Here is a 20667-nt window from a genome sequence, read left to right as displayed (position 1 = left end):
CCGCCGACCCGTCGAAGGAGAGGAGCCGCTGTGGGCGTCAGCCTCAAGGACGTGGCGTCGCGCGCCGGCGTCTCGCTCAGGACGGCGTCCAAGGTGGTGAACGGCAACCCGCACCTGCGGCCGGCCACCCGCGAACGGGTGCTGCGCGCCATCGACGAACTCGGCTACCGGCCGAACCTGACGGCGCGCCACCTGCGCAGCGGGCGCACCGGGCTGATCACCATGGCGGTGCCCGACCTGTCGGGGCCGTACTTCGCCGAGCTGGCCGGCGCGGTCATCGAGACCGCGGCCCGCTACGGGCGCACCGTCCTGGTGGAGCACACCGGCGGCTCGCACGAGCGGGAGGTCATGGTGTGCGACGGCGCCCGCTCGCACCTGGCCGACGGGCTGATCCTCAGCCCGGTCCGGCTCGGCGAGGACGACCTGCTGGCCCGCACCGACAGCACCCCGCTGGTGCTGCTGGGCGAGGCGGAGTACCGGGTGCCCTACGACCACATCGCCATCGACGACATCGCCGCCGCCCGCACCGCGGTACGGCACCTGACCGGGCTCGGCCGCCGCCGGGTCGCCTTCGTCGGCGCCGGCCCGGCCAGCGGCCGGCGGCAGGCGCACGCCCGGCTGCGCGGCTGGCGCGAGGAACTGGCCGCGGCCGGCGCCGAGTCGCGCGAGACCCTGGTGGCGGCCACCGAGGGCCAGGGCCGCCAGGACGGCATGGCCGCGATGGACCGGCTGCTGGAGGAGCGAAACCGGGCCGGGCACGAGCCGCCCGACGCGGTGTTCGCCTACAACGACCGGATGGCGCTGGGCGCGATGCGCGCGCTGGCCCGGCGCGGGCTGCGGGTGCCCGAGGACGTCGCCGTCGTCGGCTTCGACGACACCGACGAGGGCCGGTACGCGGCCGTCTCGCTGACCACCGTCGCCCCCGACACCTCCGCCATCGCCCGGCTGGCCGTCACCCGGCTGCTGGAGCGCATCACCTGGGACCGGGCGGCGCCGCCGCCCGCGCCGGTGCGCATCACCCCCGGCCACACCCTCGTCGTACGCGAGTCGACCACCGGCAGGGCGGGCACCGGCCGCGGCCCGCCCGCCGCCCGGTCCCGCACCGGCCCGCGTCCGCGCACCGGACCGCGCCGCCCCCCACTCACCCGCGCCGGCTGCCCCCGCCCGCAGCCGCCCGTCGTCCGAGGAACCGTATGACTCGCCCATCCCTGGCCCGCTCCGCGTTCGGAGCCACCTCCGGCGGCGCCCCCGTGGACCGCTGGACCCTCGACTCCGGCAGCGGCGTCCGCGCCGACGTGCTCACCTACGGCGCGATCCTGCACAGCCTGCGGCTGCCCGCCGCCGACGGCAGGGACGACGGCGGCAGCGTCGTGCTGAACCTGCCCGCCGTGACGGACTACGAGGAGCGCAGCCCCTTCTTCGGCGCGGTGATCGGCCGCTACGCCAACCGCATCGCCGACGGCAGGTTCACCCTGGACGGCGCCGCGCACACCGTGCCCCCCAACGACCGCGGCCACGCGCTGCACGGCGGCCCCGACGGCTTCGACCGGCGGCTGTGGCGGGCCGAGCCCGGACCCGCCGACGACGACGGCGTGGCGCTGCGGCTCACCCTGCACAGCCCCGACGGCGACATGGGCTTCCCAGGCGCCCTCGACGTCACGGCCCTCTACACCCTGCGCCGCGACGGCACCCTGCGAGTGGACTACACCGCGCGCACCGACCGCACCACCGTGGTCAACCTGACCCACCACGCCTACTTCAACCTGGCCGGCGCCGGCGCGGGCGACGTGCTGCGGCACACCCTCGCGCTGGACTCCGCGTCCTACCTGCCGGTCACCGCGACCGGCATCCCCAGCGGCGTGCCCGAGGCCACCGTGGGCACCCCCTTCGACTTCGCCGACCCGCACCCCATCGGCGAGCGCATCGGCGCCGACCACCCGCAGCTGCGGGCCACCGGCGGCTACGACCACTGCTGGGTGCTCGGCACCGGGCCGCAGGACGGCGCGCTGCGCCGCGCCGCCCGGCTGGCCGACCCGGTCGGCGGGCGCCGCCTGGAGGTGTGGACCACCGAGCCCGGCGTGCAGGTCTACACCGGCAACACCCTCGACGGGAGCCTCAGCGGCGCCGACGGCAAGCCGTACGAGCGGCACGGCGCGGTGTGCCTGGAGACCCAGCACTTCCCCGACTCGCCGAACCGCCCGGACTTCCCGTCCACCGTGCTCACGCCGGAGGCGGAGTTCCGCAGCACCACGGAGTTCCGCTTCCCGCACCTGACCGGCGCGGTCTGAGGCCGCGGGGCGCGACAGGCGGGGGTCCGCGGTCCCGGGACCGCGGACCCCCGCCCGTCACTGCCGCCGGCGGTTTCCCGCGGCGGCTTCCCGCGGCTCAGCCCGTCGGCGCGTCCAGCGCGGCCACGTCGGCCGCCGACAGCGCGCGGTTCCACGCCTGCACCTGGTCCACCGCGCCGGGCCAGAAGTCCGCCGTCCGGCCGCCGGAGAAGGCGCGGCCGATCGCCAGCGGCCCGGGCGCCGCGTCGCCGGCCTGGTGCCAGACCGCCGACTGCGCCTTGCCGTCGACGTAGAGGGTGTACGTGCCGGCGTCGGCGTCGTGCACACCCACCAGGTGGTACCAGCGCCCGGTGACCGGCGGCTGGTCGGACAGCGCGCGGCCCTCGCCGGTGGAGAAGGCCAGCTTGTTGTCGGCGGCGGAGTACTGCAGGTAGAAGCCGCTGCTGACCGGGCCGTCCTGGCTCACCGCGGTGGCCCAGCCGCCGGTGCGGTCCAGCCGCACCCACGCGCCGACCGTGAATTTCCCGGTCGTGTCCAGCACCGGACCCGCGGTCTGCGCGAACTGCCCGCCTCCGCCGTCGAGCTGCAGCGCCGTCCCGGAGACGCCCGGCACCCAGGACGGGCCGCCGCTCACCGCGGCGTCGTGCCCGCCCGCGCTGTCGTGCGCGACGGCTCCGGCGCCCTCGTCCAGGCTCCACACGCCCACCGGGGCCTGCTGTCCCGGCGGGAAGGGCGTGCGGACGTTCTGCAGCCGGTGGGTGGACGCGGCCGGGCCGTGCTGCGGCCGGTAGGACGCGGTCGCCATGACGGCGGCCTCGGTGCCGGACGGGGTGCCGGCGGGCGCGGTGACGGCGAAGTGCCACACCCCGGTCGCCCCCGGGCGCAGGGACGACGGGCCCGAGCCGACCGGCCGCGCCGTCCAGCCGGCGGGCGCCGCCAGCCGGACCGAGGCCGCGCCCAGCCTGCCGCCCGAGGTGTTGTGGACGGTCACGTCCACCGTGGTGGAACTCCCGGCGACGATCACCCCGTTGGCGTTGAGCGGGCCGACGGCCACGGTCGCGTCCTTGCTGGAGGCGCCCCACGCCTCGAACTCGGTGACGCCGACGAAGGCGCCCGGCGGGTCGGTGAACAGCAGCCGCAGCTTCGTGGTGGTCAGCGCGGGGAACGTGATCCGGTTCAGGCCGTCCCCGACCGGCTGCGACTGCGCCCTGGTCTGCCCGGGCACGTCCTGCCAGGCCGAGCCGTCCCAGAACTGCAGGCGGTAGGCGGCGGCGGGCCGGACGCCGCCCCCGTCGTCGTAGCCGTACCAGCGCACGTCGCTCACCGAGGTGGGCGCGCCGAAGTCGACGCCGTAGTAATCCTGGGCGTTGGGGGAGGAGTAGTTCGTCCAGCGGGTGTTCTCCGGGACCTGGTCGTACCACACCTTGCCGTCCAGGGCGTTCCAGGCGTTGTCGTTCTGCCAGGTGTAGGAGGCCAGGGGCTTGGGGTAGCCGGTGCGCAGCGGGTTGGCCGCGTCGTTCACCAGGTCCGAGGGCGCGGCCGGCACGGTCGCGCCGACGCCCACCGTGGTGTCCTTCAGCGTCGGCGAGGAGCGGACCAGCCGCCCGTCGAGGTAGATCCGCAGGCCGGCGCCCTGGTGGTAGCGGCTGCCGTCGCGGTCCCACAGCACGGTCACGTTGTGTCCGTGGTAGGGCACGTTCTCCGCGGCGAAGTGGTCCCAGGAGGCCGGGACCAGCGGCTGCACCCGCAGCGAGCCGCCGGACTGCGGGCGCAGGCCGATCAGGCCGGACAGCACCAGGTCGGTGTACGTCGAGTGGTTGTAGTCCTCGCTGTGGTCGTAGCCGTCGTAGATCCAGCGGTCGCTGTCCGGGTCGTGCGCCTCGGCGACGTACGGCTGCCCGTTGCGCGTCTGGGTCCTGGCGTAGGTGGCCAGCGCCGCGGCGAAGTCCTCCTTGGTGACGGTGTGCTGCGGCGCGCCGTCGTCCAGCAGGTTCGCCAGACCGGTCAGCGTCTGCGAGGTGGAGAAGGGCCAGCTCGGGCCGTCCCAGCGGCAGCAGTCGCTCGCCTCGTGCATGAACCAGGGGCTGCGCCGCTCCGCGGTCGTCGGACCGTAGGCGCTCGCGAAGCCCTGCGGGTCCAGGAGCTGGGACCAGGCGCCGGAGTCGCCCGGCTGCGCGGCGCCGAACATCCAGGGCAGGTAGCCGATCTCCTCGCGGGTGTCGGAGAGCTTGTGGCCGGGATTGTCGTCGCGCGGCATCGTGTAGTAGAAGCCGCGGCTGGGGTCCCACAGCCACTTCTGCATCGAGGCCTTCAACTGGGCCGCGCGGCGGGCGTACTCGGCGGCGAGCCGGCTGTCGCCGGCCATCGCGGCGATCGCGCTGATCGCCTCGGCGTCGCCGTACTGGTACGAGTTGAGCGTCGGCCGGAAGCCCGCGCCGCCGTGGTAGGGGTCGCCGGAGGCGTAGGAGGACGCGGAGAACTCCATCGCGTCCCACACCGGCACCGACCAGTACAGGCCCAGGCCGGCGTCGAACTGCTTGTCCCAGCCGCGGTACTGGCGCACCAGCGCGGGCAGCAGGCCGCGCAGCCGGCTGAAGTCGCCGGTCACCTGGGCCTGCTGGTAGGCGGCGGTGGCCAGCCACACGCTGTACTCGTGCGCCCAGTCGGTGGTGTCGGCGTTGACGTCGTCGGTCGCCGGCTTGGCGCCCGCGCCGGGCCCGGTCAGCCAGAACCTGATGTAGTCGTCGTCGTACGTCTGGTCCCTGACCCAGCGGCCCTCGGTGATCTGGTGGCCCGCCGCCGCGTCGATCGCCTGGTAGGGCGCGGCGTAACCGCAGCAGTCGAGGAACTCCGTGGAGATCCAGCCGTCCTGCGGGTCGGTGTAGCGCAGGTGCTCCTTGTACGTGCGCCAGCGGTAGTAGTAGACGCTCTGCATGGTGGCGTCCGGCAGGTCCACGAACGGGATGTTGGACTCGTACCAGTCCGGGTCGTCGACGCCGGCCAGGTAGGAGGCGTCGTCGAGGAAGTGCGTGCCGGGACCCACCGCCGGGTAGGCCGGAGCGACCGGCCCGCCGGCCGGCGGCGCCCCCTTGGTCGCCCCCGCGGCGGCGGCCTGCGCCGGGCCCGCGGCGCCGCACAGCACCAGCAGGGCCAGGGCGGCCAGCGCCGCCACGAGCGCGGGCACGCCGCGCCGGCCGCGCCCGGCCGGTCTCGTATGGGATCTCACTCTGCCGGGGCCCGCTGTGACCTGCTGACGCATCGGATCAGTTCCTCCGTCGTACGCGGCTCTATACAACGATGTAAATGAGGCCACTGCGTTCCTGTGCGCGTCAACCCTGTGGAGCGGATGGGTTTTTCGGCTGAGCAGATGGCGGGGGTGCTGATCTTTCTATCGTTGCAAGAGTGTCCCGGTGGGACGTGCGACGGGCGGCACCGGCGGGGCTGCTCGCGGCTCGTCGTCCATGCGTCACCTGCTTGACCGGTGATGCACCGCGTGGCAGTGTGGAGGTCGTCAAGTGGCGCGGCCGAGACCCCGCCGCCGGCCGGAGGAGGCACACCGTGGAGAACGTGACGACGATCGACGGCGACGCGCTGGAGCGCAGGGCCCGGTTCGGCCGGTTGCCCGAGCGGGTCCGCTATGAGGACATGGTCGAGGAACACCAGGCCGGGGTGGCCGCCCCCGACGTGTATCGCGCCGAGAGCGCCTGGGCCTCGTACAACTGCCTGGCCGTGGACCTCGGGCTGTGACGCCCGCAGGGGAGCGCTCGCCGGGCCCCGTTCCCGGTGGTGCTCCCCGATCCCTGCCGGCCGGCCCGGCAGGCTCCGGGCAGGCTCGTTGGCGGCCCGGCGGTCACCTGTCAGGATGGTGACATGAACCTCGACCACGTCTTCGTCTGCGGCGACCCGGCCCTGGACTTCGCCGCGACCCTGCGCGCCCGCCGCGACGAGCGGTTCGAGATGTTCGCGACGCCCGCGCGGCTGACCGCCTGGTACCGCGAGTCCGGGCTGGTGGACGCGGTCCTCCCGGCGGCGCGCGAGGACGTCGACCGGGCGGTCGTCGTACGCGAGGCGCTCTACCGGCTGATCACCGCCCGCCGTCTCGGCGAGGAGTACGACGGCGAGGCCCTCGCCGTGGTCAACAGCGCGGCCCGCGAGCCCGCCGCCGCCCCGCAGCTCACGCCGTCGGGCCGCTGGACCCAGGCGACGCCGCGCGAGGCGCTGGCCACCGTGGCCCGGCGCGGCGTCGAACTCCTCGGCGGCCCCGACGTGCCGCTGCTCAAGGAGTGCGGCAACCCGCAGTGCACCCGCGTCTACATCGACCGCTCCCGCGGCATGCGCCGCCAGTGGTGCGGCATGGAGTCCTGCGGCAACAGGATCAAGGCGGCGGCGTACCGGGCTCGCAAGAAGGGCGCCGGGGCGGGGCGCACACCCCGGCGCCGGCCGAGGCCGGCTGAATCCGGCGCGGCGCACCCGGCGGCCCGCGTCGGCTCACCCGGCCGGCCGGCCAGCCGTCCGCCCGACCGACCGCCTCGCTCGCGCCCGGCCGGCCCGGTCACCGGCCGGTTCGGGCCACCGGTCGCCGCCGGTCACCGGCCGGTTCGGGTCACCCGCGCAGGACCACGAGCCGCTGGGTCGCGCGCGTCATCGCCACGTAGCGGTCCACCGCGCCCTCCACCCCGTCGCCGAACGCCTCCGGGTCGACGAGGACGACCAGGTCGAACTCCAGCCCCTTGGACAGCTCCGGCGTCAGCTCCCGAACCCGGGGCCTGGTCCGCGGCGCCGCCGCGGGGGAGTCCGGCCCCTCCGGCGGCCGGGCCGGGCCCCGCGTCCTGATGACGCACGCGGTGCCCTCGGCGTTCTCGGCGAGCCAGCCGTCGAGAACCGCGTCCAGCTCCGCGACCCGGCCGTGCGTCACCGGAACCCCGGTGGCGCGCACGGACGTCGGCACGTTCGCGTCCGGGACCGCCGCGCGGATGACCGGCTCCGCCTCCGCCATGACCTCCTGCGGCGTCCGGTAGTTGATGCTCAGCGAGGCCACGGCGATCCGGTCGAAGCCGACCCGTTCGAGGCGCTCGCGCCACGACTCGGTGAAGCCGCGCCGCGCCTGCGCGCGGTCCCCGACGACGGTGAAACTGCGCGACGGACAGCGCAGCAGCAGCATCTGCCACTGCGCGTCGGTGAGTTCCTGCGCCTCGTCCACCACGACGTGGGCGAACGGCCCGGCGAGCAGGTCCGGGTCCGCGGCGGGCAGCGCGTCCGGGTCCACCAGCGCCTCCTGGAGGTCGGGCCCGCGCAGCATCCGCACCGCGCCCTCGCTGTCGTCGCCCGCCGAGTGGAAGGAGGCCGCTGACACGATGTCGTCGATCACCTGGGACATCCGCTCGCGCTCCGCCGCGACGACGGCCTCGTGCCGGGCCCTGCGGTGTGCCGCCCGCGGATCGCCGAGCCGCTGCCGCGCCGCGTCCAGCAGCGGGAGGTCGGCCTCGGTCCAGGCGTGCGGCGCGTCCTCGCGCTGCAGCCGCGCCACCTCCTCCCGGTCGAGCCAGGGCGCGCACATGCGCAGATAGGCCGGGACCGTCCACAGGTCGCCGACCACGTCGGCGGCCTCCAGCAGCGGCCAGGCCCGGTACAGGGCGTCGGACAGGTCGCCGTCCCGGCGCAGCGAGCGCAGGAACGACTCGGGCGTGACCGCGTCCTCCTCCTCGTCCAAGCCGAGCTTGTCCCACAGGATCTCGGCCAGCTCCTGCCAGATCCGCTCGCGCGCCTCGTTGTGCGGCGTGCCCTCTCCGGCCGCCCGGAACGCCTCCGCCCAGTCCTCGGGACCCACCCACACGTCCGACCAGGCCGTCGTGGCCGTCATGCCCCGCGCCGGCGGCTCCTCGTAGAAGCGGACCGCCGTCTCGATCGCCCTGACCATGTCGGCCGACGACTTCAGCCGCGCGACCTTTGGATCGGCCTCGGGCGCCGCGGCCGCGCCCTCCGCGACGAGATCCCGCAGCGTGCAGGTCCGCACGCCCTCCTCGCCGAGGCTGGGCAGGACGTCCGCGACATAGCCGAGGTACGGCTCGTGCGGGCCGACGAAGAGTACGCCGCCGCGCCGGTGCCCCAGCCGCGGGTCGGAGTAGAGCAGATACGCCGTGCGGTGCAGCGCGACGACCGTCTTGCCGGTGCCGGGGCCGCCGTCCACCACGAGGGCGCCGCGCGAGCCGGCCCGGATCACCGCGTCCTGGTCGGCCTGGATGGTGCCGAGCACGTCGCGCATCCGCTCCGAGCGGTTGGCGCCGAGGCTGGCGATGAACGCCGACTGGTCGTCCAGCGCGGCGTGTTGCTCCAGGCCGTCGGAGGTGAACACCTCGTCCCAGTAGTCGCTGATCCGGCCGCCGGTCCAGCGGTAGCGGCGGCGGGCGGCCAGCCCCATCGGACGGGCGTGGGTCGCCGCGAAGAACGGCTCGGCGGCGGGGGAGCGCCAGTCGACCAGCAGCCTGCGCCCGTCGGCGTCGGTCAGGCCCAGCCGCCCGACGTACACCGGCTCGCCGCCGTCCGCGCCGACCATGCGGCCCAGGCACAGGTCGAGGCCGAAGCGGCGCAGCGCGCGCAGCCGGCCGGTCAGCCGGTGGATCTGGCTGTCCCGGTCCATCGCCTGCCGCCCGATGCCGCCCGGCGCCCTGCGCTCCGCGTCGAGTTGCGCCGACAGCTCCGCGACCGCCTGCTCCAGGCTCGCCGCGACCGCCGCGAAGTGCCGCTCGTCCGCGGCGATCAGCGCCGGGTCCGCCTTGGCCGACAGCCGCTCCGGCAGGTCGAACGCGCTCGTGGTGACCGGGCTCATGCCGCCGCCCCCGACGTCCGGGTCCGCGGGGACGCCGCGGCGGCGAAAGCTGGTGAAACGGTGTGCACGTGGTGACTCCCCCATGTCCGACTCGCCCGGAACATCCGTGAGTTCCGGGCCGGGCCAGCGATTGTGCGGCACGACGGGGGTCTTGCCGCAAGCCCCCGGGTGCGCTATAGGTTGAAAGTGGCGGGGAGAGGTGTGTCCCGAGCCGGTGCGGATCAGATCCCCGGACCGCGGTGAGCGTTCCCGCCGCACGCGTCCTCCGGGCCGGGTGCGGGCGCACGGCGTCCCCCGGTCCGACCCCGTACGAACGTCAGGCGGCAACGCCACGCGGCAGCATCAGGCGGCGCCGTCCGGCTCCGCGGAGCCCGTCGCGTCCGCCTCGCCCTCGGTGGCCGAGCGGCCCGCGGGCCGCGTGCCGCCGCGGCCGAGGGCCGTCCGCGTCCTCGTCCGCGCCACGGCCGCCGCCGCCACCGCCGTCACGCCCAGGAAGCCGAGCGCCAGTAGGAACGCCGGGGACGTGGGGGAGGTGGCCCGACTGCCCGCCACCACGTACGCCGCGGTGTTCGCCGTGCTGCCCACCGCCGTCGCCACCAGGAACGGCAGCAGGCGCACCTGGGAGACCGCCGCGGCGTAGTTCGCCGCGGCGAACGGCACCCCGGGGAACAGCCGCAGCGCCAGCGTGCTGCGGAAGCCGTGCCGGCTCAACTGCCGGTCCACCGACAGCACCACGCGCCCGCGCAGCAGCGGCCGCACCGCGTCCCGGCCGAGCGCCCGGCCCAGCAGGAAGGCCAGCCCGGCGCCCAGCACGGTGCCGCCTATCGCCGCCGACAGGCCGGAGGCGATGCCGTAGAGCGCGCCGGCCGCCGCGTTCAGCAGGGGGCGCGGCACGAAGGCGACGGTCGCGACCCCGTACGCCACCGCGAAGACCACCACCGCGGCGACCCCGGAGGTCCGCGGCGGCCAGCCGTGGGTCAGCAGCCGCTGCGGCTCGAAGGCCACGGCCAGCCCGATCCCCGTCCCGAGCACCGCGACGAGCACACCGAAGCGCGCCCACGGCGACACCACCGCCCGCAGACACCGCTGCGCCCACCCGGGCACGCGGCCGTCCGACGACCCCGCACGAACCAGCACTCCGGGAGCCTAACCGAGCCCGGCCCCTCGCCGCGCGCGTCTCCTCGCCGTGGCCGGTTCGCCGGCGGACCGCCGCGGCGGACGTCCGCCGGCGCCGCACCCCTCCCGCGGCGCGACCGGCGGGGTCAGTCCGACGCCCGCCCGCCGTCGGCGAGCCGGCCGGACAGCGCTCCCGCGTCGGCCCGGTGGCCGGACCCGGCTCCCGTGACGACCCCGGCTTCGGTGACGACCCCTGCCCCGGTGGCGGCTCCCGCTCCCGTGGCGCGCCCTGCCCGCGGTTCGGTCACCGCTCCCGCCGTGGCCGCGACGACGACGGGCGAGACCGCGGCCGGGCCGCGGCGGTCCAGGACGCCCGCGGTGACCGCGACCGCCAGGCCGACGACCGCGAGCACCGCGCCCACCAGCGCCGGCGAGGTCCAGCCCCAGCCCGCCGCGATGGCCACGCCGCCGAGCCACGCGCCGCCCGCGTTGGCCAGGTTGAACGCCGAGTGGTTGGACGCCGAGGCCAGCGTGGGCGCCCGCCGGGCCTTGTTCATCACCAGCATCTGCAGCGGAGTGGTCGTCATGAACCCGACCGCGCCGAGCAGCACCACGGCCACCGGCGCGGTCTCCTTGGACCGCGCCGCGTAGTGGAAGGCGACCAGGACCACCGCCAGCGCGGCCAGCGAACCGTAGAGCGTGGGCCGCAGCGCGCGGTCGGTGAGGGGTCCCGCGGCCAGCGCGCCCAGCGTCATGCCCAGGCCGAACAGCGCGAGCAGCAGCGTGACCGTGGAGTCCGCGAAGCCGGTCACCTCGGTCATCATCGAGGCGAGGTAGCTGTACACCGCGAAGACGCCGGCGAAGCCGAACACCGCGGTCAGCAGGCCCAGCAGGACCTGCGGCTCGCGCATCGCCCGGAGCTCGTGGGCGACCCCGACCTGCTCCTCGGCCGGCAGCCGCGGCACCAGCAGCGCGAGCGTGCCCAGCGCCAGCACGCCGACCACCGAGACCACCACGAACGTGGCCCGCCAGCCCAGGTGCTGGCCGAGCGCGGTCGCCGCCGGAACGCCGACGATGTTGGCGACGGTCAGCCCGAGGAACATCGCCGCCACCGCGCGGGCCCTGCGCTCCTCGGCGACCAGCCGTGACGCCACGACCGCGCCCACCCCGAAGAACGCGCCGTGCGGCAGCCCGGCGAGGAACCGCCCGGCCAGCAGCGTCCAGTAGCCCGGCGCGAAGGCGGACGCCAGGTTGCCGACCGTGAACAGCCCCATCAGGAGCAGGAGCATCCGCTTGCGCGGGACGCGGGCGCCGAGCCCGGTGAGCAGCGGCGCCCCGACCACCACACCGAGGGCGTACGCGGAGACGAGGTAACCCGCGGTCGGCACGGACGTGCCGAGGTCGTGCGCGACGTCGGGCAGCAGGCCCATCATCACGAACTCGGTCGTGCCGATGCCGAAGGCGCTGATCGCCAGGGCGAGGATGGCCAGGGGCATGGAAGGTCGGTCCTCCGGTTCTGTTCGGGCGGGAGTGTAAGTTCAACTACGGAACAAATTCTCGCACGGCCATGATTCCCGCACGTCACCGGAGAGTGAAGACGCGGCGAAGAGGAGGGGAGCGAGGTCGCGGGGCGCGCGGACGCACGCAGGCCCTCTCCGGCCCGGCCCGGCCGCCGGCAGACCGTGGAGGAGGCCGCCCGCCGGGTGCGTTCCGGGCGTGTCGTGCCCCCGTCCCGGACCGGGGCGACACGCCGGGGCTGCCCGTGCCCGCGGCGCGGGACAATGGGCGGATGGAACCCGAGGCCGAGCCGACCGCCGCCCCCGCCGACACGCCGGGCCCCGGAGCGGGCGCCGCCTGCGAGACGCGGCGGGGCGCGCCCGGCTCCGAGGCCGGCGGGGTGGCCGGTGGGCTGGCCGGTGCCGCGGCGGATGTCGGGCCCGCGGGGGAGGCCGCGGCGCCCGGAACGGTGTCCGGGGCCGGGGCCGGCTGCGAGCCGGTGCCCGTCGGCCGCGCGGTGGACTTCGGCGAGGCCCGGCTGCTGCCGGACGTGGACCGGCCGCGGGCCTGGCTGCTGACGGTGGACGGCGCGCCGCAGTCCTACGTCGACCTCGACGACCCGGAGCACCTGGAGTTCGAGTACGCGCGGCGCATCGCGTACGCCGCGGAGGCCGCGTTCGGCGGGCGCGGCGGCTCGTTCCGCGCAGGGCCCCACAGTGGGGCGAGCGGCGCCACCGGCGAGGCCGGCGCCGCGCCGGCCGTGGACGTCGTGCACCTGGGAGGCGGCGCCATGGCCGTACCGCGGCGGCTCGCGCGGACCCTCGGCGCGGTGCGGCAGCACGTGGTCGAGGCCGACCGCGCGCTCGCCGAACTCGTCACCGAGCACCTGCCGTTGGAGCCGGCCACCGCGGCCTCGCTGAGCGTGCACACCCAGGACGCCCGCGGCTGGCTCGCCGCCCGGCCCGCGGACTCCGCGGACCTGGTCGTCGCCGACGTCTTCGGCGGCTCACGGGTGCCCGCGCATATGACGTCCGTGGAGTTCGCCCGCGAGGCGGCCCGGGTGCTGCGGCCCGGCGGTCTGTACCTGGCGAACATCGCCGACGCCGCGCCGCTCGCCTTCCTCGGCGGCCAACTGGCCACACTGCGCGAGGCGTTCGGCGGCCCCGAGCAGGCGGCACTGTGCGTGCTCGCCGGGCCGGGCGTGCTGCGCGGCCGGCGCTTCGGCAATGCCGTGGTGGCCGCCGCCCGCGGCGAGCTGCCGCTGCGCCTCGACGTGCTGGCCAGACGCTGCGCCGCCGACCCCTTCCCGGCCCGGCTGGTGCACGGCGCCGCGCTCGCGGACCTGTACGGCGCACCGGTCTACGACGCCTCGGCCACGCCCTCGCCCGAGCCGCCGGAGGGCGCCTTCACCGTCGGCTGACCGGCCGCGACCGGGGTGGACGCCCCGGCCCGTTCCAGCCGGCGCACCTCCGGCAGCAGCAGCACCGCGGTGGTCAGCACCACCACCAGCGCCGCCGCCCCCCACAGCGAGCGGGTGCGCCCGAATGCCGCCGCGGCCGGCCCGGCCAGCGCGAGCCCGAGCGGCATGATCGCGATCGAGCCCAGCCAGTCGTACGCCGACACCCGCGACATCATCTCCTCGGGGATCTCCTGGGCCAGGGCGAGCATCCAGCCGACCGCGAACACCTCGATCGCCACACCCGCGGCGAACATCGAGGGCGCCAGCGCCCACAGCGGCAGCGCGAGGGCGAGCGCCGCCAGCGGCAGCGCCAGCGGGAACACCCCGAGCGTGCCCACGAGCAGGATCCGCCGCGGCTTCCAGCGCAGCATCAGCAGCCCGCCGATCACGGTGCCGATCCCGCTGGCCGCCATCGCCACGCCCCACGGTCCCGCGCCGCCCAGATGGTCGCGGGCCACCAGCGGCCCGTAGACCTGCTCGGCCGCCCCGGTCATCGCGTTGACCACGCCGAACTGCACCACGATGCCCCACAGCCAGGAGCGCGACGCGAACTCCCGCCAGCCCTCGCGCAGTTCGCGCAGCAGGCCGGAGGGCTCCGCGGGCCGCGCCGCGAGGCGGGACGATATCCGGCCGCGCAGCGCCGCGGAGACCAGGAAGCCCGCCGCGTCGACGGCCAGCACCCAGCCGGCGCCGAACGCGGCGACGAGCGCCCCGCCCAGGGCCGCGCCGGCGATGTTCGCGCCGTTGGTGCCGAGCCGGTACACCGAGAACGCCTTGCCGGCGTGCGACGGCTCGACGATGGAGAGCACCATGCCCTGGGCGGCGGGGGAGAAGAACGCCTGCGCCGCGCCGCCCACCGCGGTGAGCACCGCCATCTGCCACAGCAGCGGCCGCCCGGCCAGCACCAGCAGCGCGAACAGGCCCTGCGACACCGCGTTGAGGAGGTTGGCGGCGACCATGACGTGCTGGCGCGGCAGCCGGTCCGCGACCGCGCCGCCGACCAGCAGGAACACCACCATGGCCAGCGTGCGGGCGGCGGCCACCACGCCGACGTCGGTGGCACCGCCGCCGGCCCGATGACCGCGTAGGCGGCGGCGATGGTGGCGCCGGAGTTGCCGAGGCCGCTGATGAACGACGCCGACACCAGCAGCCGGAAATTGCGGTTCGCCCACTGCGGAGGGCGCGGCGGGCGCGGCAGGCGCGGCGTCCGGCGCGGACGCGACAGGCGGACCGGCCGCGCCCCCTCGGCCCCGCGCCGGCCGGCGGGCGTCATGTCGTCGCTGGTCATCGGGAGACTGTCGCCGAGCGCGCGCCCCGGCCGCAAGGCGATTTCGGCGAGCGGGGCGGCCCGCACGCGGCCGGCCGCCCGGCGCTCACTTCTTGATCAGCCGGATGGTGCTCTTGATCTTGTCGATGGTCGACTGGGCGAGCTGGTCGGAGACGCCCTGGTCGGCGTAGAGCACCCAGACCACCAGCTTCTTCGACGGGTCGCTCTGCGTCGGGTCGAGCCAGGCCACCGTCCAGGCCTTGCCGCCGGGGCTGGAGCACTTGTTGGCGAGGGGCAGGTGGGAGGCGGTGGCCTCGGCCTGCCAGCCGTTGATGCCGTACGAGTTGTGGAACGCCTTGCTGTTCTGCGCCTTGGAGAAGGTGCCCTTGCCGTTGACCTGGTACGCCCAGTACGCCCACGACTCGGCCTGCACCTCGGCCGCGTTGCGCACGCTGGACGCGCCGTTGGCGCCCTTGGTGCCGACCACCGCGCGGTCGGCGGTGCCGTTCGCGGACTTGCACCAGTCGTGCTTGTAGTAGGCGGGGGCGCTCATCGCGACCGCCGGGTTGCCCTTGCCGTCGTCGAAGCCGATGGTCATGCCCTGCGTGTCGACGCTCCAGCTGGAGGGGACGTCGAACAGGACGTTGCGCTGGTCGCGCTCGACCACCCGCCAGCCGGGCACGACGGGCTTGATGTCCACCGGCGCGCCGCGCGGCGAGTCGTCCGAGCCGCCGGAGACGCCGGGCGCGGCGGTGGTCGCGGGGGGCGCGGTCGTCGGCGTCGGGGTCGGCGTCGTGGGCAGGGTCGCGGTCGGGGTGGGGGTCGGGTCGTCCTGCGCGTCCTTCTTCTTGTCCCCGGTGAGGTAGACCGCGCCGACCACGACGGCGGCCACGACCGCGAGGGCCGCGGTGACCGCGACGGCGATGGTGGTGGTGTTGCGCTTGTTCGGCGGCTGCCCGTCGGGGCCGCCGCCGGGCACCGGCGGGCCCCACTGCTGCGGGGTGGGGTAGCCCGGTGACGGCGTCGGGTAGCCGGACTGCGGGTACGGGGACGCGCCGGGTGTGCCGTACGGCTGGGTCGGCGCGGCGTAGGCCGGCTGAGCGGGCTGGCCGTAGCCGGGCGTTCCGGGCGCGCCCTGCGCGGGGGACGGCGGGCCCTGCGGCGGCGCGGGCGGGCCGGCGGGCGGCTGCGGGTAGCCGTACTGGGGCTGCTGCGGGGGCTGTTGCGCGGGCTTCGCGTACGGGTTCGGCGTGCCGTAGCCGCCGGGCGGTTGCTGAGGGGGAGTGGGCGAGCCCTGTGGCTGCTGCTGTCCCCCGGACTGTTCTCCTGGCCACATGGCTGGCAACACTAGGGGAGCGGCACCGGCGGTTCCACGCCGGATCTGCCTACCCATTGGTAACATCCCGGCATGTCCGAGACGAAGCCATCGATAGGCGAGCTGCTGACGGCCACCGTGCCCATGGTTCGCACCCTGCGACTGGAGTACCTGGAGACCACGCCGGAGCGCGCGGTGCTGGCCATGCCCGACCGGCCGGAGTACCAGAACCACGTGGGCGGCCCGCACGCCGGCGCGATGTTCACCCTCGCCGAGTCGGCCAGCGGCGCCGTGGTGGTCGGCGCCTTCGGCGACCAGATGGCGCGCGCGGTGCCGCTGCCGGTGCGCTGCGAGGTCGCCTGGACCAAGCTCGCGCGCGGCCCGCTGACGGCGGTCGCCGAACTGGGCCGGCCGATCGCCGACGTCGTCGCGGAGCTGGACCGGGGGCTGCGGCCGGAGTTCCCGGTCGAGGTGTCCGTACGCCGCGAGGACGGCGCCGAGACCTCGCACATGACCATCGTGTGGACGCTGCGCCCCCACGACTGACACCGGGCGACCGACTCCGGGCGACCTCCGCGTGACCGCCGGACCGCCTCCGGGCGACCGCCGCCGACCCGCGACGATCCCTGCCGAGCGCTGCCGAGCGCTGCCGAGCGCTGCCGATCCGTGCCGACCGGCGGTGACCGGCCGCTGACCGGCGGGGTTCGCCCGGAAGTTCGGTTACCCTTCCCCTGTGCGCGGTCTTTGCCCGCGCTTTACGCCATCGTCGCGGGGAGGGCCCGGCAGTGCACGTCCAGGACTGGCTCGACGGCATTCCACCGGTCGCCGTCTACCTGATGGTCGGACTGGTGGTCGGCGTGGAGAGCCTGGGCATCCCGCTCCCCGGCGAGATCGTGCTGATGACCGCGGCGCTGCTCTCCTCGCAGGGCCACGTCAACCCCTGGCTGGTCGGCGCAAGCGCCATCGTCGGCGCGGTCGCCGGCGACTCCATCGGCTACTCCATCGGGCACAAGGGCGGCCAGCCGCTGCTGGACCGGCTCGGCCGCAGATTCCCCAAGCACTTCTCACCAGGGCACATCGCCACCGCCGAACGCTCCTTCCAGCGCTGGGGCATGTGGGCGGTGTTCTTCGGCCGCTTCGTGGCGCTGCTGCGCATCTTCGCCGGCCCGCTGGCCGGCGTGCTCAAGATGCCGTACCCGAAGTTCCTCATCGCCAACGCGCTCGGCGGCATCGTCTGGGCCGGCGGCATCACCGCCATCATCTACACCGTCGGCAAGGTCGCCGAACCCTGGCTGGAGCGCTTCGGCTACGTCGGCCTCGGCATCGCGGTCCTCTTCGGCATCGGGTCGATGCTCTGGGTCCGCCGCCGCGCCGCCAAGGCGGAGGCAGCGGCGGAGGCCGAAGCCGAACGCGAGGTCGCCACCGCCGCCACCGCCGAGTGACGCACCGGCGCGACCTTTCCGCACACGACCTCTACGCCCCCGCGTCCGTCGACGCCCCCGGGCCCAGCGCCTCCCGGTGCCGCGCTGCCAGCGCCACATAGTGCTCGGCGTTCAGCCGCAGCCCCGCCTGCTCCTCCTGCGACAGCTGCCTGACCACCTTCGCCGGCACCCCGGCCACCAGCGACCCCGGCGGAACCCGCGTGCCCGCCGTCACCAGCGCCGCCGCGGCCACGAGCGAACCCGCGCCGATCCGCGCGCCGTTCAGCACCGTCGCGCCCATCCCGACCAGCACGTCGTCCTCGACCACGCAGCCGTGCAGCACCGCGTTGTGCCCCACCGTCACCCCGGCCCCGACCACCGCGGGGAACCCCGGGTCCGCGTGCACCGTGCAGTTGTCCTGGACGTTCGAGCCGGCGCCTATCCGGATGGACTCGCAGTCCCCGCGCAGCACGGCGTGGTACCAGACGCTGGCCCCCGCCGCGAGCTCCACGTCGCCGAGCACCACCGACGTCGGCGCGGTGTACGCCGCCGGGTCCACCACCGGACTGCGCCCGGCCACCGAGGCGACCAGGGCCCCGCCCGCACCGCCGCTCCCGTGAGCCGCGGCCGCGGTCGCAGCGCCCGCTCCGTCCGCCGTGCCGGCCCGGCCCGCCTCGTCCGCCATCGACCCCGTCCTCTCCCTCATTTCCCTCATTCCCCGCGCCGCCGCGGCCGTCCGCCGTAGCCGCCCGCCCGAACCCATCCCTTCCCGCGGACGGCCGCACACCCGCCCGCCGCCGCCGTACCGCACCGTATACGGTGGCACCGTGCCCCAGAACGAGAACGTGTTCTTTTCTGCGACGGCCCGCGCCGCGGCCTGGCGCCGCCGCGCCCTGTCCCGGCTGGTCCACCGCGGCCGAAGCTGGGTGCGGGAGGCCGGAGCGGTCACCGCGCAGCGGCCGGGCCCCTACCGGTTCCGGGCCCTCGGTCCCGGCACCCGGCTCGCCTTCCCCCAGGGCACCGTCTTCGGCGAGCACTGGATCAGCCTCGGCGAGCACTGCATGATCGGCGAACAGGTCACCCTCACCGTCGGGCTGCTGCCCGCCGACCCCGCCGAGGTCGACTACGGCCCCCGACCGATCGTCTCCATCGGCGACGGCGTCGTCATCGGCCGGGACAGCCATGTGGTGGCGCTGGCCCCCATCGTCATCGCCGACAAGGTCTTCTGCGCCCCCAACGTCTATGTGACCAGCACCAATCACGCCTATCACGACCCGGACCGGCCGGTCGGGGAGCAGTGGCCCAGCGCCGAGCCCGTCGAGATCGGCTACGGCAGCTGGCTCGGCGTCAACAGCGTGGTCCTGCCCGGCACCCGGATCGGCCGCGGTGTCGTCGTCGCGGCCGGCTCGGTGGTCCGCGGCGAGGTCCCCGACCACTGCGTGGTGGCCGGCGCCCCCGCCAAGGTCGTCCGCCGCTGGGACCCCGTCGACGGCTGGCAGCCGCCGCTGACCGCCCCCGCTCCCGCACCTCTGCCCGAGGACCTCACCCCCCGGCAACTCCTCGACCTCCTCGACGTGAACGAGCTGGGACAGCGGGCCCGCACCTGACCCGAACGGCCCCGCGCCACCGCCCCGGAGCCGTTTGCTAGGTTCCCGCGTATGCGCGCACCCATCGGCTCCTTCGACGACGCGGCACCGGCCACCGAACGCCTCGACCTGCTGCCGCCGCCGGTCGCCGCTGCCGTCACCGACGTGATGATCCACGTCGACACCGACCCGGCCAAGGCCGACACCGCCGCCTTCGTCGAGGCCTGCGGCCCCGCGCTGCTGGAGACCTCCGCCAACTGCGTGGTGGTGGCGGGCAAGCGCGCCGGCGAGGTCTCCTACGCCGCCTGCGTCGTCCTCTCCACGACCCGCGTCGACGTCAACGGCGTGGTCCGCCGGCACCTGGGCGTGCGCAAGGCGTCCTTCGCCGCGATGGACACCGCCGTCGGCGAGACGGGCATGGAGTACGGCGGCATCACCCCCGTCGGCCTCCCGCCGCAGTGGCCGCTGCTGGTCGACCGGGCGGTCGTCGACGTCCCGTACGTGGTGATCGGCAGCGGCGCGCGGCGCGGCAAGCTCATCGTCCCCGGCAAGACGATCGGGGACCTGCCCGGCGCGGTCGTCCTCGACGGCCTCGGCGTCGCCGTCTGAGCCCAAGCCCCAGCCCGAGCCGCAGCGCCAGCCGCGGCCGTGCCTGCGGCCCGGGTCGGTCCGGACAGGTCAGTCCAGCCGGGGTATCTCGATCGCCGGGCACTTGTCCATGACCATCTCCAGGCCCGCCGCCCGGGTGCGCTCGTACGCGTCCTCGTCCACCACCCCGAGCTGGAACCACACCGCCGACGCCCCGGCTGCCACCGCCTCGTCCGCGACCTGCCCGGCCAGCGCGGAGTTGACGAACACGTCCACCACGTCCACCGGGAAGGGGATCTCGGCCAGTGATGCGTACCCCTGCTCGCCGTGCACCGTCTCGGCCTTGGGGTGCACCGGCACGATTTGCTTGCCGAACCGCTGGAGCACCGCCGCCACCCCGTAGGCGGCCCGCGAGGTGTTCCCCGACAGGCCCACCACGGCCCAGGTGTCGCCGCTGTCCCGCAGGATCTTCCGCACTGTCGCCTTGTCGCCGTACACGATGCCCTCCAGCCGCCCGCAGCGCTCCCGCGCTTCCCGTCCTGCCTGGTCGAACGCCCGACCGAGCCGCGGGATTCCCCCGGCACTAGGCTGAACGGGTGGTTGTCGACCGATATCTGACCGTGGCCCGCGCCGGCCTGCACGAGAGCGAGATCAAGCGCTCCCGCTTCCTGTGCGCGGTGGCCCCGGTGGACGGCGAGGAGGCCGCGCAGGACTTCGTCCGCGCCGTCCGCAAGCAGCACCCGGGAGCCACCCACAACTGCTTCGCCTACGTCATCGGGCCCGAGGGTCGGCTGCACCGCGCCTCCGACGACGGCGAGCCCGGCGGCACCGCGGGCACCCCGATGCTCCAGGTGCTGCTCGGCCGGGAGGTGCGCGACACCGTCGCGGTCGTCACCCGCTACTACGGCGGGGTCCAGCTCGGCGCGGGCGGCCTCGCGCGGGCCTACGGCGGCGCGGTGTCCGCCGCGCTCGACGCCGTCGGCACACTGGAGCGGCGCCGGCTCGCGCTGCTCGACGTCACCGCCGACCACGCCACCGCGGGCCGCCTCGAGAACGACCTGCGGGGCGCGGGACACACCGTCCGCGACGTCAGCTACGGCGCTGCGGTCACCCTGCACATCGGCGTCCCCGAGGCCGAGGTGCCCGCCTTCCGCGCCTGGCTCGCCGACGCCACCTCCGGCGCGGCCTCAGCGGAGGTCCGCGGCAGCGCCTTCGTGGACGTCCGCGCGGACGCCTGACCGGGCGCGGACTCCGGCGCCGGGCCGCCGACGCCGGCGACCGCCCCCGACCCGCCGGGTCGCCGC

General features: G+C 75.5%; 16 protein-coding genes and 2 pseudogenes. 10 read left to right on the top strand and 8 right to left on the bottom strand.

What is annotated here, in order from left to right; all coding sequences use genetic code 11:
- Positions 1-30 precede the first annotated feature (30 nt).
- Both VSR01_RS01565 and VSR01_RS01560 read left to right on the top strand, forming a co-directional pair.
- On the top strand, positions 31-1197 hold the full coding sequence (locus VSR01_RS01565) for a LacI family DNA-binding transcriptional regulator (protein WP_326447486.1): 1167 nt from the start codon (positions 31-33) through the stop codon (positions 1195-1197).
- On the top strand, positions 1194-2288 hold the full coding sequence (locus tag VSR01_RS01560; RefSeq protein ID WP_326447485.1) for an aldose epimerase family protein: 1095 nt from the start codon (positions 1194-1196) through the stop codon (positions 2286-2288). The genes VSR01_RS01565 and VSR01_RS01560 overlap by 4 nt, the downstream gene beginning before the upstream one ends.
- A gap of 97 nt (positions 2289-2385) precedes the next feature.
- Here VSR01_RS01560 and VSR01_RS01555 read toward each other — a convergent pair whose 3' ends face one another.
- Positions 2386-5472 carry an MGH1-like glycoside hydrolase domain-containing protein gene (locus tag VSR01_RS01555; protein ID WP_326447484.1) on the bottom strand — a complete coding sequence of 1029 codons (3087 nt, stop codon included), beginning with the start codon at positions 5470-5472 and terminating at the stop codon, positions 2386-2388.
- Positions 5473-5846: 374 nt separating this feature from the next.
- Between VSR01_RS01555 and VSR01_RS01550 the strand changes: the two genes are divergently transcribed.
- The gene (locus VSR01_RS01550; protein ID WP_326447483.1) at positions 5847-6035 is read left to right on the top strand and encodes a hypothetical protein; all 189 of its coding nucleotides are present in this window, start codon (positions 5847-5849) and stop codon (positions 6033-6035) included.
- Between the two features lie 123 nt (positions 6036-6158).
- Positions 6159-6707, top strand: a pseudogene (locus tag VSR01_RS01545) (CGNR zinc finger domain-containing protein); the annotation flags it as partial.
- Positions 6708-6891: 184 nt separating this feature from the next.
- Here the strand turns inward: VSR01_RS01545 and helR are convergent.
- The 3 genes from helR to VSR01_RS01530 form a co-directional block, all read right to left on the bottom strand.
- Entirely contained in the window at positions 6892-9114 is a 2223-nt protein-coding gene (helR, locus tag VSR01_RS01540; RefSeq protein WP_326447482.1) for an RNA polymerase recycling motor ATPase HelR, read from the bottom strand.
- Between the two features lie 342 nt (positions 9115-9456).
- Positions 9457-10251, bottom strand: coding sequence for a TVP38/TMEM64 family protein (locus VSR01_RS01535; RefSeq protein ID WP_326447481.1), 795 nt, complete (start codon positions 10249-10251; stop codon positions 9457-9459).
- Positions 10252-10376: 125 nt separating this feature from the next.
- Positions 10377-11726: an MFS transporter gene (locus VSR01_RS01530; protein ID WP_326447480.1), complete on the bottom strand. Its 1350-nt coding sequence runs from the start codon at positions 11724-11726 to the stop codon at positions 10377-10379.
- A gap of 293 nt (positions 11727-12019) precedes the next feature.
- Here VSR01_RS01530 and VSR01_RS01525 point away from each other — a divergent pair, with 293 nt between their 5' ends.
- The gene (locus VSR01_RS01525) at positions 12020-13147 is read left to right on the top strand and encodes a spermidine synthase (RefSeq protein ID WP_326447479.1); all 1128 of its coding nucleotides are present in this window, start codon (positions 12020-12022) and stop codon (positions 13145-13147) included.
- Here the strand turns inward: VSR01_RS01525 and VSR01_RS01520 are convergent.
- Both VSR01_RS01520 and VSR01_RS01515 read right to left on the bottom strand, forming a co-directional pair.
- Positions 13087-14411: pseudogene (locus VSR01_RS01520) on the bottom strand (MFS transporter). The gene VSR01_RS01525 and the pseudogene VSR01_RS01520 overlap by 61 nt on opposite strands.
- Before the next feature lie 148 nt (positions 14412-14559).
- The gene (locus VSR01_RS01515; protein ID WP_326447478.1) at positions 14560-15789 is read right to left on the bottom strand and encodes a hypothetical protein; all 1230 of its coding nucleotides are present in this window, start codon (positions 15787-15789) and stop codon (positions 14560-14562) included.
- A gap of 72 nt (positions 15790-15861) precedes the next feature.
- Here VSR01_RS01515 and VSR01_RS01510 point away from each other — a divergent pair, with 72 nt between their 5' ends.
- Entirely contained in the window at positions 15862-16314 is a 453-nt protein-coding gene (locus tag VSR01_RS01510; RefSeq protein WP_326447477.1) for a DUF4442 domain-containing protein, read from the top strand.
- A 239-nt stretch (positions 16315-16553) separates the two neighbouring features.
- Entirely contained in the window at positions 16554-17210 is a 657-nt protein-coding gene (locus VSR01_RS01505; protein ID WP_326447476.1) for a DedA family protein, read from the top strand.
- A gap of 31 nt (positions 17211-17241) precedes the next feature.
- Here VSR01_RS01505 and VSR01_RS01500 read toward each other — a convergent pair whose 3' ends face one another.
- On the bottom strand, positions 17242-17781 hold the full coding sequence (locus VSR01_RS01500) for a gamma carbonic anhydrase family protein (protein WP_326453447.1): 540 nt from the start codon (positions 17779-17781) through the stop codon (positions 17242-17244).
- Positions 17782-18016: 235 nt separating this feature from the next.
- Between VSR01_RS01500 and VSR01_RS01495 the strand changes: the two genes are divergently transcribed.
- Together VSR01_RS01495 and VSR01_RS01490 are read left to right on the top strand one after the other, a co-directional pair.
- Positions 18017-18796, top strand: coding sequence for an acyltransferase (locus VSR01_RS01495; RefSeq protein WP_326447475.1), 780 nt, complete (start codon positions 18017-18019; stop codon positions 18794-18796).
- A 51-nt stretch (positions 18797-18847) separates the two neighbouring features.
- Entirely contained in the window at positions 18848-19384 is a 537-nt protein-coding gene (locus VSR01_RS01490) for a YbaK/EbsC family protein (protein ID WP_326447474.1), read from the top strand.
- Positions 19385-19453: 69 nt separating this feature from the next.
- On the opposite strand, the gene VSR01_RS01485 is transcribed toward VSR01_RS01490, so the two are convergent.
- A complete protein-coding gene (locus tag VSR01_RS01485; protein ID WP_326447473.1) occupies positions 19454-19861 on the bottom strand; it encodes a CoA-binding protein in 408 nt (135 codons plus the stop codon).
- 98 nt (positions 19862-19959) lie between these two features.
- On the opposite strand from VSR01_RS01485, the gene VSR01_RS01480 reads away from it, so the two are divergent.
- Positions 19960-20601, top strand: a complete 642-nt coding sequence (locus tag VSR01_RS01480; RefSeq protein ID WP_326447472.1) for a YigZ family protein — start codon at positions 19960-19962, stop codon at positions 20599-20601.
- The last annotated feature ends 66 nt before the right edge of the window (positions 20602-20667 follow it).

This window comes from Actinacidiphila sp. DG2A-62, assembly GCF_035825295.1.
Taxonomy (GTDB): Bacteria; Actinomycetota; Actinomycetes; order Streptomycetales; family Streptomycetaceae; genus Actinacidiphila.
Note: the sequence above shows the minus strand (reverse complement) of the source record. Positions and strands in the feature narration are given on the sequence as shown.